18 protein-coding genes are annotated in these 22,111 nt (G+C 50.0%); 17 read left to right on the forward strand and 1 reads right to left on the reverse strand.

The features are described from left to right. Window positions 1-107: 107 nt before the first annotated feature. Window positions 108-290 (reverse strand): transcriptional regulator, encoded by a 183-nt coding sequence (locus tag QU597_RS09060; RefSeq protein WP_310832343.1) that lies wholly within the window; start codon window positions 288-290, stop codon window positions 108-110. A 192-nt stretch (window positions 291-482) separates the two neighbouring features. On the opposite strand from QU597_RS09060, the gene QU597_RS09065 reads away from it, so the two are divergent. The 17 genes from QU597_RS09065 (at window position 483) to serC (ending at window position 22,023) form a co-directional block, all read left to right on the forward strand. Continuing rightward, complete coding sequence (locus tag QU597_RS09065; protein ID WP_310832344.1) at window positions 483-1,325, forward strand: SPFH domain-containing protein; 843 nt, start codon at window positions 483-485, stop codon at window positions 1,323-1,325. A 13-nt stretch (window positions 1,326-1,338) separates the two neighbouring features. Beyond that, a complete protein-coding gene (locus QU597_RS09070) occupies window positions 1,339-1,512 on the forward strand; it encodes a type II toxin-antitoxin system antitoxin (protein WP_206103967.1) in 174 nt (57 codons plus the stop codon). A gap of 496 nt (window positions 1,513-2,008) precedes the next feature. Beyond that, a complete protein-coding gene (thrS, locus tag QU597_RS09075; protein WP_236333721.1) occupies window positions 2,009-3,946 on the forward strand; it encodes a threonine--tRNA ligase in 1,938 nt (645 codons plus the stop codon). Window positions 3,947-4,090: 144 nt separating this feature from the next. Further along, entirely contained in the window at window positions 4,091-4,870 is a 780-nt protein-coding gene (locus tag QU597_RS09080; protein ID WP_310832345.1) for a 3D domain-containing protein, read from the forward strand. Between the two features lie 133 nt (window positions 4,871-5,003). Beyond that, window positions 5,004-5,138, forward strand: coding sequence for a hypothetical protein (locus QU597_RS09085; protein WP_310832346.1), 135 nt, complete (start codon window positions 5,004-5,006; stop codon window positions 5,136-5,138). Window positions 5,139-5,394: 256 nt separating this feature from the next. Beyond that, the gene (gene liaF / locus QU597_RS09090) at window positions 5,395-6,480 is read left to right on the forward strand and encodes a cell wall-active antibiotics response protein LiaF (protein ID WP_310832347.1); all 1,086 of its coding nucleotides are present in this window, start codon (window positions 5,395-5,397) and stop codon (window positions 6,478-6,480) included. Between the two features lie 3 nt (window positions 6,481-6,483). After that, window positions 6,484-7,521, forward strand: coding sequence for a HAMP domain-containing sensor histidine kinase (locus QU597_RS09095; RefSeq protein ID WP_206103971.1), 1,038 nt, complete (start codon window positions 6,484-6,486; stop codon window positions 7,519-7,521). Between the two features lie 3 nt (window positions 7,522-7,524). Next, window positions 7,525-8,181, forward strand: coding sequence for a response regulator (locus tag QU597_RS09100; protein ID WP_310832348.1), 657 nt, complete (start codon window positions 7,525-7,527; stop codon window positions 8,179-8,181). A 307-nt stretch (window positions 8,182-8,488) separates the two neighbouring features. Next, window positions 8,489-10,156, forward strand: coding sequence for a S1C family serine protease (locus tag QU597_RS09105; protein ID WP_310832349.1), 1,668 nt, complete (start codon window positions 8,489-8,491; stop codon window positions 10,154-10,156). Window positions 10,157-10,278: 122 nt separating this feature from the next. Next, window positions 10,279-10,968 carry a response regulator transcription factor gene (locus tag QU597_RS09110; protein WP_310832350.1) on the forward strand — a complete coding sequence of 230 codons (690 nt, stop codon included), beginning with the start codon at window positions 10,279-10,281 and terminating at the stop codon, window positions 10,966-10,968. Window position 10,969: 1 nt separating this feature from the next. Next, complete coding sequence (locus QU597_RS09115; protein WP_310832351.1) at window positions 10,970-12,421, forward strand: sensor histidine kinase; 1,452 nt, start codon at window positions 10,970-10,972, stop codon at window positions 12,419-12,421. A 60-nt stretch (window positions 12,422-12,481) separates the two neighbouring features. Further along, a complete protein-coding gene (locus tag QU597_RS09120; RefSeq protein ID WP_310832352.1) occupies window positions 12,482-13,438 on the forward strand; it encodes a 4-hydroxy-3-methylbut-2-enyl diphosphate reductase in 957 nt (318 codons plus the stop codon). Window positions 13,439-13,705: 267 nt separating this feature from the next. Further along, window positions 13,706-14,752, forward strand: a complete 1,047-nt coding sequence (gene aroF, locus QU597_RS09125; RefSeq protein ID WP_310832353.1) for a 3-deoxy-7-phosphoheptulonate synthase — start codon at window positions 13,706-13,708, stop codon at window positions 14,750-14,752. 284 nt (window positions 14,753-15,036) lie between these two features. Then, window positions 15,037-16,461: a type I glutamate--ammonia ligase gene (gene glnA, locus QU597_RS09130; protein ID WP_206103978.1), complete on the forward strand. Its 1,425-nt coding sequence runs from the start codon at window positions 15,037-15,039 to the stop codon at window positions 16,459-16,461. A gap of 622 nt (window positions 16,462-17,083) precedes the next feature. After that, window positions 17,084-19,822: a GH36-type glycosyl hydrolase domain-containing protein gene (locus QU597_RS09135; RefSeq protein ID WP_310832354.1), complete on the forward strand. Its 2,739-nt coding sequence runs from the start codon at window positions 17,084-17,086 to the stop codon at window positions 19,820-19,822. A 119-nt stretch (window positions 19,823-19,941) separates the two neighbouring features. Beyond that, complete coding sequence (locus QU597_RS09140) at window positions 19,942-20,826, forward strand: hypothetical protein (RefSeq protein WP_310832355.1); 885 nt, start codon at window positions 19,942-19,944, stop codon at window positions 20,824-20,826. A 108-nt stretch (window positions 20,827-20,934) separates the two neighbouring features. Next, a complete protein-coding gene (serC, locus tag QU597_RS09145; RefSeq protein ID WP_236333701.1) occupies window positions 20,935-22,023 on the forward strand; it encodes a 3-phosphoserine/phosphohydroxythreonine transaminase in 1,089 nt (362 codons plus the stop codon). Window positions 22,024-22,111 lie beyond the last annotated feature (88 nt).

Genomic DNA, 22,111 nt, shown 5'->3' on the forward strand with positions numbered 1-22,111 from the left:
GCGGAGCATCTTTTTTATTTTCTTCATTAAATGCAGTTTGTTGCACATGCAAAAAAGCCCGGTGCGTATTACGCCGGGCCTTTCACATTTCTTACCTGTAAGCCATTTTATTTTACAGCTGCTTCCCATTTGCAGCGGACCGGAGAAACAATTGCATTTTCCTTTTTAAGCTCAGTAAAAGCTTTGTCGATGGCTTTACGTTCCAGTCCGGAGAGCTTTTCTACTTCGCCTGCGCTGAGCGGATTCGCTGAAGTTTTGAGGATATCCAGTACCTGATCTTTTACACTCATGTGTACACTTCCTATTCACTATAATTTTAATTGAAAGAATGACTTCTTAGATTTGTAGTATAGAAGAGAGCTGGTGGAAATGCAGTGATGTTTGTGGGAATGAGCACAAAAAATATCACAGAACCCATTTACATATAAATCCAAAAGTGATATCATAATTATATCAAATACATATCTTATGGAGGTGCCATTATGAAAGAAAAAGTATTGCGTCCGGTTAGCGGTTTCTGGGTGATTGCACTGATCGCCATTTGTATCGGGGGCGGGGTTTACGGGGCAGTTCAGGAGTATATTACGGTGCCGGTTATTCTTTTTGTCCTTGCTTCGGTGTTGTGCACCAGTATTAGTGTGGTACAGCCCAATAAGTCGGTTGTGGTAACATTCTTCGGGCAATATGTCGGAACCATTGTGCACAGCGGTTTATGGGCAGTTATTCCTTTTAGTATCCGTAAGACAGTATCCCTTCGGGTACGCAACTTCAACAGTGTTAAGCTTAAGGTTAATGATGTAGAGGGAAATCCGATTGAGATTGCAGCAGTAATTGTTTTCAAAGTCATTAACTCGGCTAAGGCGCTGTTCGATGTCGATAAATATATGGCCTTTGTGGAAATCCAGAGTGAGACAGCGCTGCGTCATGTAGCTAGTAAATATCCGTATGACAACTTTAACGAGTCCGGGATGTCGCTGCGGGCTAACGCTGACGAAATTGCCAAAGAGCTGGCAACGGAACTGCAGGAACGCCTCTCCTTGTCCGGGGTAGAAGTGATTGAAGCGCGTCTGACCCATTTAGCGTATTCAACTGAAATTGCCAGCACAATGCTGCAGCGTCAGCAGGCTTCTGCGATTCTCTCTGCACGGCAGATTATTGTGGAAGGTGCAGTCGGCATGGTAGATATGGCTATCCGCCAGCTTAAAGAGAGCGGTGTTGTGGAGCTCGACGAAGAACGTAAAGCGGCAATGATCAACAATCTGATGGTGGCGATTGTGTCGGAGCGCGGAGCGAGTCCGGTCATTAACGCCGGCTCGTTGTACTAGAGGGCGATCCATTATGGCGGCCAAAAAAAGCTTTCCGCTGCGGATCGATCCTGAGCTGCACGAAGCGTTGGAACGCTGGGCGGGAGAGGAATTTCGCAGCGTTAACGGACATATTGAATACTTGCTGCGTGAGTCTTTGAAGCGGGCGGGCCGCTTGCCGGGCAAAAGAAGCCGGGAAGAAGAGTGACTGGTACAGGAAACTTCACCTGCACTAAGCTGCTTGACTGTCATATTTTGAATGTCGACCGCTGGCAGGCTTGACGGAAGCTGGCGACAGATTTATAATTACTCCATAATTCACGTTAACAGCTTCGACAAAGATATGGATCGTTGATTCAGGACCGCTTCAGAGAGAGGGAACAAGGCTGCAATTTCCTCCGGTATCCGGCATTCGATCTACCCCTTTATAGCTGCGGTTATGAACTCCCGGTACGTTTACTGCCCGGGATTGTAAGAACCGCCGGTTCATGGCCGTTATTCTATGCTGACGAAGGATTCTGTTTCTGGAATCGAATTTGGGTGGAACCACGGGTGCAATCACTCGTCCCTTTGCGGGACGGGTGTTTTTTGTATGCGTGGATTCTTCCGTTCCGCAGAATTCGCCGCCCCACGCGGGCTCAACAAATGAAGTTTTCGCCACCGGTAATTAGTGATGGCTAACCAATCCCTTAGGAGGAACAACAATGTCAGTAAGTATTAAACTGCCGGACGGATCGGTCCGGGAATATGAGAACGGAAGCAGCATTGAGGATGTAGCCGCTTCGATCAGCAGCGGACTTCGCAAGAATGCAGCTGCAGGCAAGCTCAATGGAGTCGTTGTAGATTTGTCGACGCCTCTGGAGGAAGGCGCACTGGTGGAGATCGTAACCTTGGATTCCCCGGAAGGCCTTGAGGTTATGCGCCACAGTACAGCTCACTTGATGGCTCAGGCAGTTAGACGCCTGTTCGGTGCGAAGGAAGTTAAGCTAGGGGTAGGTCCGGTTATCGAGGACGGCTTCTATTATGATATGGACCTGGAGCACCCGCTTAATCCGGAGGATCTGCTGAAGATCGAGAAGGAAATGGAGCGCATTGTTAACGAGAATCTGCCGATTGTGCGCAAAGAAGTCAGCCGTAAGGAAGCGCTTGAGATTTTTGGTGAACTGGGCGATCCGTATAAGCTGGAACTGATTGAGGCTCTGCCGGAAGACAGTGTGATCTCTATCTACGAACAAGGCGAATTCTTCGATCTCTGCCGCGGTCCGCATGTACCTTCGACTTCGAAGATCAAAGTGTTCAAGCTGATGAATGTGGCCGGTGCTTACTGGCGCGGAGACAGCAAGAATAAAATGCTCCAGCGTGTATACGGTACTGCCTGGATCAAAAAAGCACAGCTGGACGAGCATCTGCACCTGCTGGAGGAAGCGAAAAAACGTGACCACCGTAAGCTGGGCAAAGAACTGGAAATCTTTACATTCAACCAGCTGGTGGGACAAGGCCTGCCGATCTGGCTGCCAAAAGGCGCGAAGCTGCGCAGTATTCTTGAGCGCTATATTGTGGATCTGGAAGCAAGCCTTGGTTACCAGCATGTATACACTCCTGTACTAGGTAACGTAGAGCTGTATAAGACTTCCGGACACTGGGAGCACTACCAGGAGGACATGTTCCCTAAAATGGTCATCGACACTGAGGAGTTCGTCCTTCGTCCGATGAACTGCCCGCATCACATGATGATTTATAAGAGTTCGATGCACAGCTACCGTGATCTGCCGATCCGTATCGCTGAGCTGGGCACTATGCACCGCTATGAAATGTCCGGCGCGTTGACCGGTCTGCACCGTGTACGCTCCATGACGCTGAATGACTCGCATATTTTCTGCCGTCTGGATCAGATCAAGAGTGAATTCAAACGCGTGTTGGAGCTGATCAAACAGGTATACAGCGATTTCGGCATTCATGATTACCGCTTCCGCTTGTCCTACCGTGATCCGCAGGATACAGAGAAGTATTTCCAGAACGACGAAATGTGGGAAACTGCACAGCGTATGCTGCGCGAGGTAGCCGAAGAAGCGGGTCTGCCGTTCTTCGAAGCGGAAGGCGAAGCTGCCTTCTACGGACCGAAGCTGGATGTGCAAATCCGCACAGCGCTGGGTAAGGAAGAAACTTTATCCACTGTACAAATCGACTTCCTGCTCCCTGAGCGCTTTGAACTGGAATATGTCGGCGATGATGGTAACAAGCACCGTCCGGTCGTATTGCACCGCGGAATTCTCGGTACCATGGAACGTTTCGTAGCCTTCCTGCTGGAGAACTTTGCGGGTTCCCTGCCACTGTGGCTGTCACCGCAGCAGGTTAAGATTATACCTGTATCTTCAGCCTTTGATGACTATGCCAAGGAAGTTGAAGCGAAGCTGCTCAAGAGCGGTATCCGGGCTGAGGTCGATCTGCGCAACGAGAAGATGGGCTATAAGATCCGTGAAGCCCAGCTGGAGAAGCTTCCATATATGTTCGTAGTGGGCGAGAATGAGATGAATGCCGGTTCTGTATCGATCCGCAAACGCGGAGAAGGCGATCTCGGAGCGAAACCGCTCGATGAAGTTATCGAATCGCTTAATGCGGAAATTTCCGGTCGCGTAATTTAATTTTGCCGGGAGCTCTGCCGCAATCCGGCTTATAATCATCCAACAATAACCTCTGTCATCAGCCTCGTGAAGCCGAAGAATCGTGCTTCATGTATAAAATTTTGTGAAACGGGAAACCTTCGCTAATAGGGGGAGGTTTAACAAATGAACAAAATGGGCTTATGCCAGAGGTTTTGGTGTCTGATTGTCACGATTGTGCTTGTATTGACTGCAGCCGGTATCTATCCGGATTATGGAAGCAAGTCAGTAGAGGCCAGCGGGATGGCAGACACTGCAGGTCAGCTAAGCGTCAGCACAATGAAGCCAGGTAATTTCCAAAATACACAGGGTTCACAGGAGGCCATTCTTACAGAAGCTTCCCAGCTCGGGGGCACTTCCAGAGCAAAGCAACCGTCGGCAACAAATGCACCCAAAGCGACTTCGGCACCTTCCGGCAAGAAGACGGATACAACTGCCAAGCAGCCTGCATCAGTTACGGTAGCTGCACCCGCACCGGAACAGATCATTACTTCGCTGAAGGTTACGGCAACGGGATATACGGCAGGCTATGAGTCAACCGGCAAAACAGCCAAACATCCACAATACGGCATTACCTACTCAGGTGTCAAAGTACGCCGGGATAAAAATGCAGTTTCTACCATAGCTGCCGATCCCAAGGTTCTGCCGCTGGGCAGTATCCTTTATATCCCGGGTTACGGATACGCTGTGGTGGCGGATACCGGTTCAGCGATCAAGGGACGGAAGATCGACTTATATTTTGCCACTACCAAACAGGTGTATAAGGAATGGGGCAAAAAAACAGTGGTTGTTCAGCTGATCAAACGCGGTAACGGGAAATGTACGGAGAGCATGCTGAAGAACTTAGGCAAAGCGATTCAAACTTATAATACAGTTCCGCAAAACCTGCTGGAAGAGATTATCTAGGCTAGCCATATCCAAGCTGACAGCTTGAAATTTATTTCACTTAGGGATGCATAATACGGCCCTGAGCTTCCCATAATACGGACTGGGGCAAAGCAAGTGCCTCTTCCGAGAACGCACAGGGAGGTGAAATTCAGTGGCTAAAAAACCAAAGGTACAAGAAAACTATAAAACACCGAATGAAAAATACAATGCGGAGTTTGCTGTTGAAAACGACGGCGCAACGAAGCAAGGTACGTTTGCCAAACCAGTGCAAAAACCGCAGCAGTAATGCTGTGAACGTTTAATCTTACACCGATATGCTACAATTGGACTGTTCCGCTATACGCTCATGTTTTTGAGCGGCGGAGCAGTCTTTTTTTGTTACGTCAGGTATTCCTTCCTTACATTCATCCGGGTGACAGCTCGGTCCCGAGACTGAGGCAAGTTTACTTCTCACGCCGCTGTTCGCAACGCAGCTGATGCTGTAGACTAAGGCTATAAGTAACAGATAAACGTGGACATCACAATTAAAGGAGAAATGACAGATGAAAAGAAGGTTCACCAGCCAGATTCTCGGCGGCTTGATCCTGATAGGACTCGGCGGGATGTTTCTTCTGAGACAGATGGGATATACCGATTTCAGTATAGGTTCTCTGATTTCAGATTATTGGCCGCTCATTCTTATATGGATGGGTTTACAAAATTTTCTCTCTACAGGCGATCGCGGCTCGAAAGGTTCATCCGCATTTTGGGGGTTTTTCTTCATGGCGCTCGGAGTTTATTTTCTGGGCCGCAATTTGGAGTGGTTTGATGTATCGGCCGGTGATTTTTTCAAAATGCTGATTCCGGTGATGCTGATCGGCGGCGGTCTGTTTGTGATCTTTAAGCCGCGTGACCATACACCGCCTGTACCTCCGGCACCGCCAGCGCCACCTAACTTTTATCCGCCCGGACCCGGAACTCCTGATGCTGAGCCTCCGAAACCGCTGGAATCCACACTGGATGAGCAGTTTGAACAGAAATTCGGCAAACCTGCCGGTGAGCGCGATTGGAATCAGTATCTGCATAAAGAAGATTCGGATGAGAATGAGCAGAATCAGGGAAATAAGGGGTATTTTCAGTCGGCATCGGAAGCCCGCTGGCAGGATAACCGGGAACGGCATGAACGCAGACGGCAGGAGCGCCAGGAACGTCATGCCCGCAGACACGGCGAATGGCATGAGGAATTTCATGAAGCAGGTAACCATAAGGAAACAACGAACCGTTCTGCGTTTATCGGTGATGTGCATATGGGTAAGGAGCATTTTCAACTGAAGCATACCAATATCTCGCAGTTTATCGGGGACACTGTGCTGGACCTGACGAACGCGCAAATTCCTTACGGCGAGACCAAAATTAATATCTCTGCATTTGTCGGCGACATTAAAGTCTATATCCCGGATGATATGAACCTCGGGGTTTCGGTGAACAGCAGCTCCTTTATCGGTGATATGCAGGTGCTGGAGGAATCGCGCAGCGGTTTTATGAGCAGCGTACAGTGCAAGACGCCATATTATAAGGAAGCAGGCAAAAAAGTCCGGATTAACGTGAGTGCTTTTATCGGTGATATAAAGGTTAAAACGGTGGGTTAACGGATGGGGACGATCTTCAGCAATACCAAATGGCTGCTGCTGCTCTATTTCCTGCTTAGTGGAGGCGTCGCTGCCGGGCTCGTGTATGCCGGGACATGCCTTAACTACATCGAAGTTGTGGATTACCGGATGTGGCTGTACCTGAGCATTGGCATTGTGCTGTTCAACGTCGTGGTCGGCTACATGGCCGGACAGCGGATTCAGCGCCGGATCGACCATCTCGATCTGAACATGCTGCAGGTGGCCAAGGGTAATCTTTCCGTCCGGATGCCAGAGAGTGATGACCAGTCTTTTGCCCGGGTGTATCACGAGTTCAATATCATGATGGATACGGTTGAGAACAAGATGCAGATTTTGCAGCGGCTGGGTGAGCAAGAGGTAATTGAGAAAGAAAAGGCAGCGGAGAGCGCGGTACTGGAAGAGCGGAGGCGGATGGCCCGTGATTTGCATGATACGGTGAGCCAGCAGCTGTTCGCGATCCATATGTCCGCTTCTTCGCTGCCTAAAGTGCTGGAACGGAATGAAGAGCATGGGATGACGGTAATGAACCAGCTCATAACGATGTCGCAAATGGCGCAGAAACAGATGAGAGCTCTGATTGCCCAGCTGCGCCCGGTAGAACTGGAAGGCCGCAATCTGTTTGAGGCGCTGGAGAAATGGTTTCCGGACTACTGCCGGCAAAATGGGCTTAAGGGTGTCAAGGAGCTAGAGCTGCAAGGGGAGCTCTCGGAGGCGATTGAGCATCAGCTATTTCTGATTATCCAGGAGTCCATGGCGAATATCGTTAAGCATGCCGGAGCCCGGGTAGTCAGTCTGTCTCTGCGTGAAGCGCCAAGGCAGGTGGTGCTCAGCATCAGCGATGACGGCCAGGGGTTTGAGCATGTGCAGCATAAGCAGGGCTCTTATGGTCTGACTACGATGCGCGAGCGTGCGGAAAAGCTGGGCGGACAAGTAGAGATTATCAGCCGCAAAGGAGCAGGAACGACGATCCGCGTACATATTCCTAAGTTTGTGCAAGGCAATCAGGAACAGGAGGAATAGAACATGAGTGTCATAAAAGTATTGCTGGTGGATGATCATGACATGGTGCGGATGGGGCTCAAAACCTATCTGATGCTGGATCCGAAGTTCGAGGTTATTGGCGAAGCAGGGAATGGGGCGGAAGCGCTGAATATACTGCGCGGATGGGGACAGGAAGGCCTGCCGGATCTGGTGCTGATGGATCTGATGATGCCGGTCATGAACGGAGCCGAGACGACCCGGGCCGTGCTGGCTGAATTTCCTGGACTCAAAATTGTCATTCTCACCAGCTTCCTGGAAGATGATCTTGTAGTGGATGCAATTGAAGCAGGAGCGGTCAGCTATGTGCTCAAAACGGTTTCCGCTGAAGAGCTGATCTACGCGCTGCAAGGCGCTTACCGCGGCATGCCGGTAATGACTGGTGATGTCTCTCAGGCATTGACCCGCGGCATCCGCCAGCGTACCGTCCAGGGCGACTCCTCCGGTTTAACCGAACGGGAAAAAGAAGTTCTGCTCCTTATTGCCGAAGGCAAGACCAATAAGGATATCGGTGAGGAGCTGCATATCAGCATTAAAACGGTAAAGACGCATGTCAGCAATCTGCTGATGAAATGCGAGCTGGACGACCGTACACAGCTGGCTATATACGCCCACCGCAAAGGCTGGGCACAGCAAGGATAAGCTAGCCGAAATGCTATTGATGCATTACGTGGAGATAATGTTCCTAATAAACTTTCAAATTATAAATCTGTCCTAGTTAAGTACATATATTTGATCTTGCCCTTGTTCCGGCCCGGCGCGTATTAAGCGTTTGGGCTTTTTTTCGCTATCATTCACGGATTTTTGCTAGCCTCACCCTAGGACTCCCCAGTTTTTATCTCCGCTTAAATTGTTTTTAATGTGAACTTAAGGTTTAAAGTACAAAATAAGATCAAGAAGAAAACATTACTCCTTGTCAGACAGACAAGGCACGGGAGGAACGTAAACAATGGACGATAACAAAAACAATTTCAATCGTGATCATGAACCCACCACGGATCGGGAATGGGATAACTCCAATAGCAGCAGTAATGACACTAACAACAGCAGCAATAATAACCAGTCTTCTGAGTCAAGCTCTTCCTACTATTATTCCTATGGACCTTTTAAATCGCTTAAAAATGATGAAGTGAATCCGGAGAACGGACAGCACTATAGCCGGCTTGAGCCTGAGCGTGTTGAGGTTACGCCTCCGCAGCCGGTCAAACAGCTTCCTTACAGTACTTCGCTGCGCACTACCGGTAATGACGGAAATGGCGGACGAGGCGGTAACGGTCCAGAAGGAAGCAACGGCTGGCAATATAACCGTAAGCCTAAGAAACCGGTAAAAGCAGTGCTGATCTCGTTCCTTGCCGGGATGGTCGTATTGTCCGGTTCGATGTTCATGGCAGACCGGGGCAACTGGTTCACAGGGGATCCGGTGACAACGGCAGCAGTAGCAAGCAACACAGCGAAGACAGCGGTTGGCAGTGCTAATGTTACACCTTCAACCTCCACTACGAACCTGTTTACAGGAACAACGGATGTCTCAAGCGTAGTAGATGCGGTAGGGCCTGCTGTCGTTAAAATTGAAACTCTAGTAAATACCAACTCCAGCAGAAGCTCCTCCAATCCGAATATGAGTGATCCATTCTCGCAATTCTTTTTCGGTGACCAGTTCGGAGGCAGCAACTCTTCCGGCACGGATGAGAATTCACAGTCGGAATCGGGTTCCAATTCGTCTACACAGCTTACTCCATATGGAATCGGAACAGGCTTCATCTATGATTCCTCCGGCTATATTTTAACAAACCAACACGTAGTCGAAAATGCTGATGTCATCCAGGTTACTGTGGACGGCACTACGAAGCCATATGAAGCGAAATTGCTTGGCGCAAGCAAAGATTTGGATCTCGCGGTGCTGAAGATTGAAGGTGCGGATTTCCCTACAGTAGCGCTTGGTGATTCCGACAGCATCAAGGTTGGCTCCGAGGTTGTAGCGATTGGTAATCCGCAGGGCTTCGATCATACCGTTACAGCCGGTGTGCTCAGTGCGAAGGACCGCAGTATTGATATCAATGAAGAAGACGGCAGCGGCACACGCAATTACAAAAATCTGCTGCAGACCGATGCTTCGATCAATCCGGGGAACTCCGGCGGACCGCTGCTTAACCTGAACGGTCAGGTAATCGGGATGAACGTGGCAGTCAGCACGGATTCGCAGGGTATCGGTTTTGCGATCGCCGTCAATACCATTAAAGAGGTTGTCGACAAGCTGGAAGCCAACCAGGAAATTCCGAAGGAACCGGTACCGTTCATTGGCGCATCGTTGATGACCATTACGGATGAAGTTGCCAAACAAATGGGTACTGACATAAATGAGGGATCTGTAGTTGCTGAGATTGTCTTCAAGTCGCCGGCTTATACTGCTGACCTGCGCCCTTACGATATTATTACAGGTGTAAATGGTACCAAATACGCTACCAGCCAGGATCTGATTACTTACATTCAGTCCCTAAAGGTCGGCGATAAAGTAACCCTGAATGTTGTACGTGACGGCAAAACACTGGAGCTTCCGGTTACAATCGGAAATAAAAATGATTTTGACACCACCCAGACGAATTCCCAGGGGAAATAAACACACCGGACGGTAAAGGACAAACGGAAGGGGAGACCCTTCCGTTTGTGCTGCTACTAGACGTGAAACCTTACATTCATGCTACAATAGATTTAAATGATTTAGACAATGGGGGCTGCTTGATGCGACCGAATATTTTAATTATTGATGACGATGAGAAGATAATTTCCATGCTGCGGCGTGGCCTGGCCTTTGAAGGCTATGACGTAAAAACGGCCTCTAACGGCGCTGACGGATTGCGTGCCATCCTGACCAGCGATCCTGATGTGGTTGTTCTTGATGTCATGATGCCGCAGGTGGACGGCTTTGAAGTGTGCCGGCGTCTGCGCGAGGGCGGGAGCACTGTGCCTGTGCTGATGCTGACGGCCAAGGACGAAATTGAACATCGTGTAAAGGGACTTGACCTGGGAGCGGACGATTATCTGGTCAAGCCATTCGCACTGGAAGAACTGCTGGCCCGTGTGCGGGCGCTGCTGCGCCGCAAGAGTGAACAAGGGGGAAATCCGGACCAGTCGGTTTCCTATGAGGATATCACACTGGATGTGGATTCCCGTGAAGTCACCCGTGCCGGCAAACGGCTGGAGCTGACGGCGAAGGAATTTGAGCTGCTGCATCTGTTTATGCAGAATCCGAAGCGTGTATTATCCCGTGATCTGATCATGGACAAAATTTGGGGTTATGACTATAGCGGGGAATCCAATGTACTTGAGGTATACATTGCCATGCTGCGGCAGAAGACGGAGGAGCATGGCGGTAAACGTTTGATTCAGACGATCCGGGGAGCCGGTTACATTCTAAGAGGTGACAATTAACATGTCTATTAAATTGCGGCTGACAGCTTGGTATTCAGGGATTTTGGCCGTTATGCTGCTGGCCTTATCAGCCGCAATTTACGGTTTTGTCTATATTAATACGTATGGGGATTTGAAGGAGCGGCTGATTAAACAGGCGCAGCAAGTAGATCTTAAGGTAGGCATAGACTATAACGACGGTACTTTGAAACAAATCCTCGGCGGTCCCGCCGGACAAAGCCTATTTGCCCAAATGTACATTTATGATCTCGAAAAATTGATTCCCAGCCAGAATATGGCTGAGATCAATCTGGAGTTCAAGGTCCCTGCAAAGGATGCTGTCTCCAAACAGCAAGGATTCTTACAGGCAACTTACGGCGGCAATCCGTTTCTGATCTACCAGAAGTCTATTGAAGTAGTCAGCACGAATGAAACTCATTCGGCTGTGCTTCAGGTGGCCGTCTATACCGGGGAGCAGGTGACACTGCTGGCCAGGCTAAAGAACATTCTGCTGGTCGGTTCCTTTGCGACACTGATAGCAGCGTTTACATTTGGCCTGTTCCTGGCCCGGAAGTCGATGAGCCCGATCGGCAAGGTCATTGAGGCGGCTAACGGTATACAGACCGGCACGGACCTGAGCTCCCGGATTGTCTATGACGGTCCGCCGGATGAAATTGGACGGCTGATTGAGACGGTCAACAGCATGCTTGGGCGGATGGAAGGGTTCTATAAAGAGCTGGAAGATTCATATGCTACCCAGCGCCGGTTTGTCTCCGATGCTTCACATGAGCTGCGCACCCCGCTTACAACGATCCGCGGGAATATCGATCTGCTGCAAAAAATCTGGGAGATGGAGCCGGAACAGAGCAGAATGAGCGAGGCGGAAATCCGCCAGCTGTCCATCGAATCCGTGAAGGATATCGCCGATGAATCGAAACGCATGAGCCGTCTCGTAGCCGATATGCTCTCGCTGGCGCGTGCCGATACCGGCCGCACCTTTGATAAGGAGCCGGTGGCGCTGGAGCCGCTGATGACTGAGGTGGCCCGCAGGGCTTCGTTCCTGCCGCGCCAGTCTGAATGGTCTATCGGCGACCTGAGCCATATGAACGGCAAATATATTGTGGGGAATAAGGATTATCTGCAGCAGATGCTGTTCATTTTCATCGATAATGCTTTTAAATATACGCCGTCCGGTGAAGTTACAATGGATGCAGTATTTTATCAGAACCAGGTAGGGATCCGCATCAAGGATACCGGAATCGGGATGGACAAGGACGAGGTGCCGCATATCTTTGACCGCTTCTACCGGGCGGATGAATCACGTGGCATTACGGAAGGCATCGGGCTCGGGCTCTCGATTGCCAAATGGATTATCGATGAACATGGCGGCTCTGTAGAAGTGGTAACCCGTCAAGGAGAGGGCACTACATTCATCATCTGGCTGCCGCTTCTCTTTGCTCCGCCGCTGGAATAGGTTATAATAGATCAGGTCCTATTACAGCTGTCATTGACTGCAGAAAGCCGGTGAAAATACATGGAAGTCCTCAAAATTTCTCCCCGGGGCTATTGCTACGGTGTCGTCGATGCCATGGTTATGGCACGGCAGGCCGCACAAAATCTTGATCTGCCCCGGCCGATTTATATACTTGGCATGATTGTGCATAACACTCATGTTACGAATTCATTTGAAGACGACGGAATCATCACACTGGACGGTCATAACCGTCTGGATATTCTCGATAAAGTGGATAGCGGCACCGTCATCTTTACCGCACACGGCGTATCGCCGGAAGTCCGTAAGATGGCCCGCGCCAAGGGGCTTACTACCGTTGACGCCACTTGTCCGGATGTGACGAAGACACATGACCTTATCCAGGAGAAAGTAGCAGAAGGCTACGAGATCATTTATATCGGCAAAAAAGGCCATCCGGAGCCCGAAGGCGCCGTTGGTATTGCTCCAGAGCATGTCCACCTCATCGAAAAGGAAGAAGAGATTGCCGGATTGTCCATTCCTTCCTCGCGGATCGTTATCACGAACCAGACCACGATGAGCCAGTGGGATATTAAGCATATTATGAAAAAGCTGCTGGAGACCTTCCCCGGTGCAGAGGTCCATAATGAGATCTGCATGGCTACCCAGGTGCGGCAGGAAGCGGTAGCAGAGCAAGCCGGCCAATGTGACCTGGTGATTGTTGTCGGCGATCCCCGCAGCAACAACTCCAACCGTCTGGCTCAGGTCTCTGAGGAAATTGCCGGTGTGCCCGCTCACCGGATCTCTGATGTATCCGAGCTGAACACGGCATGGCTGCAGGGAATTTCCAAGGTGGGAGTAACCTCCGGTGCCTCGACGCCAACCCCGATCACGAAGGAAGTCATCAGCTATTTGGAGCAATACGATCCGGAACTGCCTGAGACTTGGGAGATTAAGCGTACGGTAAATATGGCGAAGCTCCTGCCTCCTGTGAAGAACAAGACGACAAGTGCAACTTAATGATTTTGGAGTTATGAACTAATTTTTATTATATAAGCTGCACCTGGTTCCTGTTTGGGGCCGGGTGCATTTTTCTTATGTTAAATACTTTAGGATGGAAAGTGTTGGTAGATCTAACGTGTATTTCGGGAAAAAAAGTTGACGTAAGATGCAATATGCGGTAAAATCACTTTAGCGCTTAAAAGCACACACGCGTCGTAGCGAAATAGTATTTTATCATCAGCTGGACAATATTTGAGAATAAATGCCTAAAAGGGGAGCTATAATATGATCGTTATTACATCCAATCAAACACCGCAGGACCAGGTAAATGATATTATTGCAGTTATTGAAAAAGAAGGTCTGCAGGTTCATCTTTCGCGGGGTGCGGATCATACGGTAATCGGTTTGGTTGGCGGAGTGACGCCGAAGCTTGCGGAGCATCTGCGGCAGATGAAGGGCGTAGAGAATGTCGTGAAAATCACCAAATCCTACAAGCTGGCCAGCCGTGACTTCCATCCCGAGGATACTATTATTGATATCCGCGGTGTTAAGATCGGCGGAGAGAACCTCGTCATTATGGGCGGCCCTTGCGCCGTTGAGTCCCCTGAACAGATCGATGAAATTGCCCGGCTGGTCAAGGCTTCCGGCGGCCAGGTGCTGCGCGGCGGCGCATTCAAGCCGCGGACGGGTCCTTACAGCTTCCAGGGTGTAGGTGTAGAAGGCCTGACTATGATGGCGGAGGCCGGCAGAAAACATGGCCTGCTTACCATCACTGAGGTAATGACTCCCGAGTATGTTGATATTTGTGCGGAACACGCTGATATTCTGCAGGTAGGCACGCGTAATATGCAGAATTTCGATCTGCTGCGCAAGCTGGGAACCTGCGGCCGCCCGGTGCTGCTCAAACGCGGTTTCAGTGCAACCTATGATGAACTGCTCAATGCGGCGGAGTACATTTTGGCCGGAGGTAACCGGGATGTTATGCTGTGCGAACGCGGCATCCGGACCTTTGAAACCTACACACGCAATACGCTAGATCTGTCTGCTATACCTGTGCTCCAGAACCTGAGCCATCTGCCGGTTATTTCCGATCCGAGCCACGGCACAGGCCGCCGCGAATTAGTGGAGCCTATGGCAAAAGCCTCAGTTGCTGCCGGGGCCAATGGTCTGATTATCGAAATGCATACCGATCCGGACAATTCCATGACAGGTGACGGAGTTCAATCCCTGTTCCCTGAGCAGTTTGATAAGCTGCTGAGAGATCTGGAGAAGCTTGCGCCGATCGTGGGACGTAAGTTCTCAGATTCGCTTGAAGCTGCTCCTATCGCCTAATTCAACCAGAAGAAATCGGTCTGTCTTATGGTCCTCTTTGCCGCTCACGGGCGGAGGAAGAGGGCCTATTTCAGTTACAGCAGAAAGCATATGTCACTATTTAGGACAGGCTAAGCGTTTTTCACGAAAGCGTCAGAATATCTTACATTGTCGTCAGAAATACCTGACATAAGCATTGACGATGTTAGGTTTGAGTTTTATAATGACGACAGTAAAAAAATTAAAACAAGAACATTTGATACTGTGAGCGGCCTAATGTTCGGAACTTGGGGAGGAATTAATTCATGTCGGTTGAAAAAGTGTTGCAGACGATCAAGGAAAACAATATCGAGTGGGTGGATTTTCGGTTTGTAGATTTAGGTGGACGTGCTCACCATATCTCATTGCCAGCATCCGCAGTGGAAGAAGAGACATTTGTAAATGGTGTAGCTTTTGACGGTTCTTCCATCAAAGGGTTCCGCGGTATCGAAGAATCGGACATGGTTATGATGCCTGATCCAAGTACTACATACATCGATCCTTTTACAGCTCACCCGACGCTGAATGTTATGTGTGACATTTTCACACCTGACGGCGAACGTTATGAGCGCGACCCGCGCGGTATCGCAGTAAAAGCAGAAGAGTTCCTGCAAGCAAGCGGTGTGGGTACAGCAGCTTTCTTCGCACCTGAGTCCGAGTTCTTTATCTTTGACGATGTGCGCTACGAAAGCGGAATGAACAGTTCTTCCTTCTTCGTAGATTCCGAAGAAGCAGCATGGAACACAAACCGTAAAGACGAAGGCGGCAATCTTGCATTCAAAGTTGGCGTTAAAGGCGGATATGTTCCGGTAGCTCCAGTGGATTCCCAACAGGATATCCGCAGTGAAATGTGCCGTTTGCTTAGCGAAGCGGGTCTTGAAATCGAACGCCATCACCATGAAGTGGCGACTGCAGGCCAAGCGGAAATCAACTTCCGTTTTGACACCCTGAAGAAAACAGCTGACAATCTCCTTACTTACAAATATATTGTTCAAAACACAGCACGCCAATATGGCAAAGTAGCAACTTTCATGCCTAAACCACTGTTCGGCGATAACGGTAGCGGCATGCACGTTCACCAATCCATCTTCAACGGCAGCGAGCCTTTGTTCTACGAAAAAGGCGCATACGCAAACCTGAGTGAAATGGCATTGAACTACATCGGCGGTATCCTGTATCATGCTCCGGCACTGATCGCACTGACTAACCCAAGCACCAACTCATTCAAACGTCTGGTTCCTGGTTATGAAGCACCAGTTAACCTGGTTTACTCCAAAGGTAACCGCTCCGCTGCTGTCCGTATCCCGGTAGCTGCTGTAACACCTAAGGGCTGTCGTATTGAATTCCGTACTCCTGACTCCACTGCTAACCCTTACCTGGCTTTCTCGGCTATGCTGATGGCGGGTCTGGACGGAATCAAGAAGAAGATCAACCCTGAAGAAATGGGTTACGGTCCACTGGACAAGAACATCTACGAATTGTCTGATGCTGACAAAGGGAAGATCCGCAGCGTTCCAGGCAGCCTGAACGAAGCGCTTGACGCTTTGGAAGCTGACTATGAATTCCTGACTGAAGGTGGCGTCTTCACTAAAGACTTCATCGACAACTATATCGCTCTGAAACGTGGAGAAGCACAAGAGGTTGCTATCCGTGTTCATCCGCACGAATACTCCCTGTACTTTGATGTATAAGATTGATTAAATCTTAAATAAGCTTTGCTTTAGAAGCCCCCGGGTCCCCCGGGGGCTTCTTTATGTGCCTTTATTTGAACGCTAAAGGACTCTGTAATGCCCTTGGTTCGATTCAGTGCGTCACAGTGGTGTTTTGGTGCAGCGGGAGAGTCCGGGCCTTAGAATTAGCCTCAGAGGCTTCTATGGCATCAGCAGTTTTACTAATAAAAGTCGTTAGCCTTTGCATGGCATACACTTTCGAAAGTTTTCGTAAATCTGGTTTTTTGCATATGTATTTAATAGAAAAATTAGTAATGGAAGCATTTATTATAATGAGAATGTAATTATTTATTCAATTATTAATCCATGATTTGATTTTGAATTCGTAATTTTGGATGCAGTTAAGGGCTGTTTCGGAAATACTTTCGGTAATTCCATACCATATTTACAATAGAAATATTTGATATAGATCGATTGCGAGCGTTGATTTATCAGTGTTTTACTCTGAGTATTCTATCTGATCTAAAGCGGGAGTAAGAATTATCTTTACAATGATAAATAACGATGTAATAATAATACCGAAATCGGTTTCGGTATTATTGAGTACGCCACATTAGCCTCAGCAATAGAAAGGATGAATACAGTGAATCAAAAGAGCACGCCTAACTGGCAGTTCACCGGGAACAACGGAGAGTTCAGCCTTGAGCACCCTGACCGGAGCAGCTTTTTATATTTTCCCTTGGTAAATGAAGGAGGAATGATGTCTTCAATCAGCCCGCAGCTTCACGGTCAGGTGACTACAGGGCATAATACCTTCCTGACACCGCCAATATCAGTGGAGGATTTACATAACTCCAGAGGGTCGCGTAATTTCTGGGTCTATGTAGAGGGTAAAGGAGCCTGGTCGGCGGCAGGGAATTCTGCACGCCAGCATGCACAGGCCTACTCGGATTCCGCAGATGAGTCCCTGCTGGAGGCAGGATTACTGTGGCACCGGATATCCCGGGAGAATAGAGAGCTGGGAATTAAAGCGGATGTGACCAGCTTTGTTCCTTGCGGCACAGATCAAGTAGAACTGATGAAGATTGTACTGACGAACACAGGAACAGAGGAAATCAGAATCACCCCGACTGCAGCAATTCCGTTGTATGCACGTTCGGCAGATGATCTGCGGGATCACCGCCACGTTACTTCTCTGCTGAACCGGATATATACCTCAGCGTATGGTGTCGAAGTACAGCCGGCGCTTTCCTTCGACGAACGGGGCCATCGGGTTAATCATACGTCTTACGGTGTATTTGGAGCTGAGGAGGAGGGAGGACAGCCAGCCGGTTTCTTCCCTGTGCAGGAGGATTTTATCGGCGAGGGAGGCAGTCTGGATTGGCCGGAAGCGGTCGTCCTTAATGCGGAACCGCAAATCGGGCATGGCGGCGGCATACATAAAGAGGGCTATGAAGCGCTGGGCGGATTAAGATTTGCCTCGGCAGCACTGCTGCCGGGCCAGAGCCGTTCGTATGTGGTTGTGCTGGCGATAGAGAGCGACCGGATCAACATCTCCAGGCTGATGTCCAAGTACGGCTCTTCCGCTGCTTTTGAGGCGCATCTGGAGGAGAATAAGCTCTTCTGGGCCGGTAAAGTGAATACGGTGGAATTTCACACCGCGGATGACACCGCTGACCAATGGATGAAATGGGTAACGCTGCAGCCGGTGCTCCGCAGACTGTACGGAAACTCTTTTCTGCCATACCATGATTATGGAAGAGGCGGCCGCGGCTGGCGCGATCTGTGGCAGGATTGTCTGGCTCTGCTCATTATGGAGCCGGGCGATGTGCGCAGCCTGCTGCTGAATAATTATGCGGGTGTAAGAATCGACGGCAGTAATGCAACTATAATTGGCCAGCAGCCTGGCGAATTCATCGCCGACCGCAACAACATTCCGCGCGTCTGGATGGACCACGGAGCCTGGCCGCTGATGACCACGATGCTCTACTTGAATCAGAGCGGTGATCTGGACTTCCTGCTGCAGGAGCAGACCTATTTCCGGGATTCCTTCATGAGCCGCTGCCGTGAGCGTGACAGCTCCTGGGAGGCAGCCGCAGGCAGCAGTCTGCGGACAGCAGCCGGGGACATTTATAAAGGGACCATCCTGGAGCATATTCTGCTGCAGAATCTGGTGCCATTCTTCAATGTGGGCGAGCATAACAATATTCTGCTGGAAGGTGCAGACTGGAATGACGGGCTGGATATGGCGGCCCAGCGCGGGGAAAGTGTTACTTTTACCGCCTTCTATGCCAGCAATCTGTATGAACTCTCTATGCTGCTGCGTACTCTGAAAGAACGCACGGGGCAGAAGACGCTGGAATTGGCTGAAGAAATGGTACTGCTGCTGGATTCAATTGGGGATGCAGTGGATTACACTTCTGTATCCGCGAAGCTGGAACGGCTGAACCGCTTCTATGCCGCTGCGCCGAACGTGGTAAGCGGAATCCGTGCTAAACTCGACATTGAGCAGGTGGCAGGCGACCTGGCTCAAAAAGCAGAGTGGATCTTTGCCCATCTGCGCAAGAATGAGTGGGTGGCAAGCGAACATGGCGATGGCTGGTTCAACGGCTACTACAACAATGATGGAGAACGGGTGGAAGGGGAAACGGCTGAAGGTGTCCGCATGACGCTAACAGGCCAGGTATTCCCGCTACTTGGCCATGCTGCGGCACCGGAGCAGATCCCGCACATCATCGCAGCTGTGGAACGCAACCTGTATGACGAGAAAATCGGCTACCGGCTGAATTCCAATTTTGGCGGTATCCAGCAGAATTTGGGGCGGGCATTCGGATTTGCTTTTGGACATAAGGAGAACGGGGCAATGTTCAGTCATATGACCGTAATGTACGGAAATGCGCTTTATAAACGCGGATATGTGCGGGAAGGACGCAAGGTGCTGGATTCGCTGTATAACTTGAGTGCGAATTTTGAGCTTAGCCGGATATATCCCGGGGTTCCAGAGTATATCAATGAACAGGGCAGGGGCATGTATACCTATTTGACCGGCTCAGCCAGCTGGCTTCTGCTGACAATGGTAACCGAGGTGTTTGGTGTGAAAGGGCAGCTCGGCGACTTGCGGCTTGAGCCGAAGCTCGCCAAAGAGCAGTTTGATCAGGAGGGCAAAGCGTCGATCAAGACCCTTTTTGCGGACCGCCAGCTGGAAGTCGTCTACACGTCCACAGGCAGCGCCGGATACGGAGAGTATCAAATACACTCGGTAACACTGAACGGCGCTGAGGTGACGCTTCAGCGCGTCTCAGAAGGTGTTGTGATCCCGCGCGATGTATTGAGTGCCCTGCCGGAAGGGCAGGTTCATCAGCTGCAAGTCGGGCTGGCTTAAGTATACAAGTTAACAGGAGCGCCTGTTCCGCCGGATATGGCGCTGCAGGCGCTTTTTGAATCTGATGAAATAGTGTTATAGATATTAATCAGCTATAGAGAAAGGAAGGAGAACAACAAATGTCTAACATTCTCTCGAACGGCATTCTAACTGTAGAGATTGCAGAACCCGGAGCCTATAACGGTACCCGGTTCGACTGGACCGGATTTATAACCCAAATCACTCTGGAGGAGGGCAAACATACCTTTTGTGTTCCCGAGAGCCTGGTACCCGGGCACGGCAGCAACGGGGTTGGACTATGCAACGAGTTCGGCATTTCCCGGGCAATTGGGTATGACGAAGCAGCTGCCGGAGAATGGTTTCCTAAGCCAGGCGTAGGCCTGCTGCAAAAGCCGGATGAGGAAGCTTATGATTTTAGCCGAACCTATCCTTTAACTCCCTTCAAGATAAGCGTGGAAAGCAGCGGGCAAGAGATAACGTATACGGTTCTTCCCGAGGAGTGCCGGGGGTACAGCATGCTATTGACCAAGCGTATATCCCTGGAAGGTGACCGGCTAAATATTGACTACAGGCTGGAGAATAAAGGAACAAAGCCGCTGCATACGGAGGAATATATTCATAACTTTATAGGAATTAACGGCAGGCTCACCGGGGAAGGCTATGAACTAAGGCTGCCTGGAACAGCCGTCGTTGAGGCGCCCGAGTCCTCCTTTACGGCTGAGCTGCTGCATACATCCGGAGACAGACTGGGCTGGAATACAGAGCCGGGACGTCCCTTCTACTGCAGGCTGGCAGGGTGGGAGAATCCGGATGCCGAATTTTTTTGGGAACTGATTCATCATCCTAGCGGAGTTGGCATCCGTGAGAGCGGGAATTTCCGTCCGGAGCGGATGGCGCTCTGGGGTGAGCGGCATGTAATTTCACCCGAAGTTTTTGCGGATCTCAGCATTTTACCGCGTCACAGCAAGGATTGGCGCCGCAGCTATCAATTTTTCTCGTTCTGAGATGCAGTGATCTTACGTTCTATGTGAATAATTATACTTGCTGGCGTGTTAGAATGCTGCTATCATATCGATATCCATATTCGTAGGAGAGAAAGGGTGGGGAGCAATTTGAGCAAGAGAGCATACAATTTTAATGCAGGTCCGGCGGCGCTGCCGCTTGAAGTATTGGAACGCGCACAAACGGAGTTTGTAGAATTCCGCGAAAGCGGAATGTCCATTATGGAGATGTCGCACCGCGGGGCAATATACGAATCCGTGCATAATGAAGCACAGGAGCGTCTGTTGTCACTGCTCGGTAATCCGGAGGGCTATAAGGTATTGTTCGTTCAAGGCGGAGCAAGCACGCAGTTCGCTATGATCCCGATGAACCTCATCTCCAGCGGCCAGGTCGGCAGCTATGTTATGACAGGAAGCTGGGCGGATAAAGCGCTCAAGGAAGCCAAACTGCTGGGTGGCGGACATGTTGCCGCATCCTCAGAGGACAAGAAGTTCCTGGCGATTCCGGAGCTCAGCAGCATCAAGCCGGCCGACAATGCGGCATACCTGCACATCACATCCAATGAGACGATTGAAGGAACACAATATGCAGAGTATCCGGATACGGGTTCCATTCCGCTGATCGCGGACATGTCGAGCGATATTCTGAGCCGTTCGTTTGATGTCAGCAAATTCGGACTGATCTATGCCGGTGCTCAAAAAAATCTCGGGCCTTCGGGGGTAACTGTTGTAATCGCCAAGGAAGAGCTGATTGCCAAATCACCTTCGAACATTCCGACGATTCTGCGGTATGACACGCATTACAAAAACAACTCTCTGTACAATACGCCGCCATCCTTTTCTGTATATATGGTTAATGAAGTGTTAAAATGGATCGAGGAGCAGGGCGGGCTTGCCGGCATCGAATCCAAAAACCGTGACAAAGCCGGTCTGCTGTATGACCATATCGACGGCAGCGACGGTTTCTACCGCGGGGTTGCGGAAGCAGGCAGCCGTTCAATTATGAACGTTACCTTCCGGATGCAGTCGGAAGAGCTGGAGAAGCAATTCGTTAAGGCTGCTGAGCAAGAAGGTTTTGTCGGTCTGAAGGGCCACCGCAGCGTTGGAGGCTTGCGTGCTTCCATCTATAATGCTGTTCCTTATGAGAGCGTCAAGGCACTTGCTGATTTCATGAATCATTTCCGGCAAACTCAAGGCTAATGAATGAAATTCCCGGACCTTCCGCCAGCAGGCGGGAGGTTTTCTGCTTGTACGGGCCTGCCCCTCAGCTTAGAATGAAAGGTACTTT

Source organism: Paenibacillus pedocola, from assembly GCF_031599675.1.
Taxonomy (GTDB): Bacteria; Bacillota; Bacilli; order Paenibacillales; family Paenibacillaceae; genus Paenibacillus_AQ; species Paenibacillus_AQ pedocola.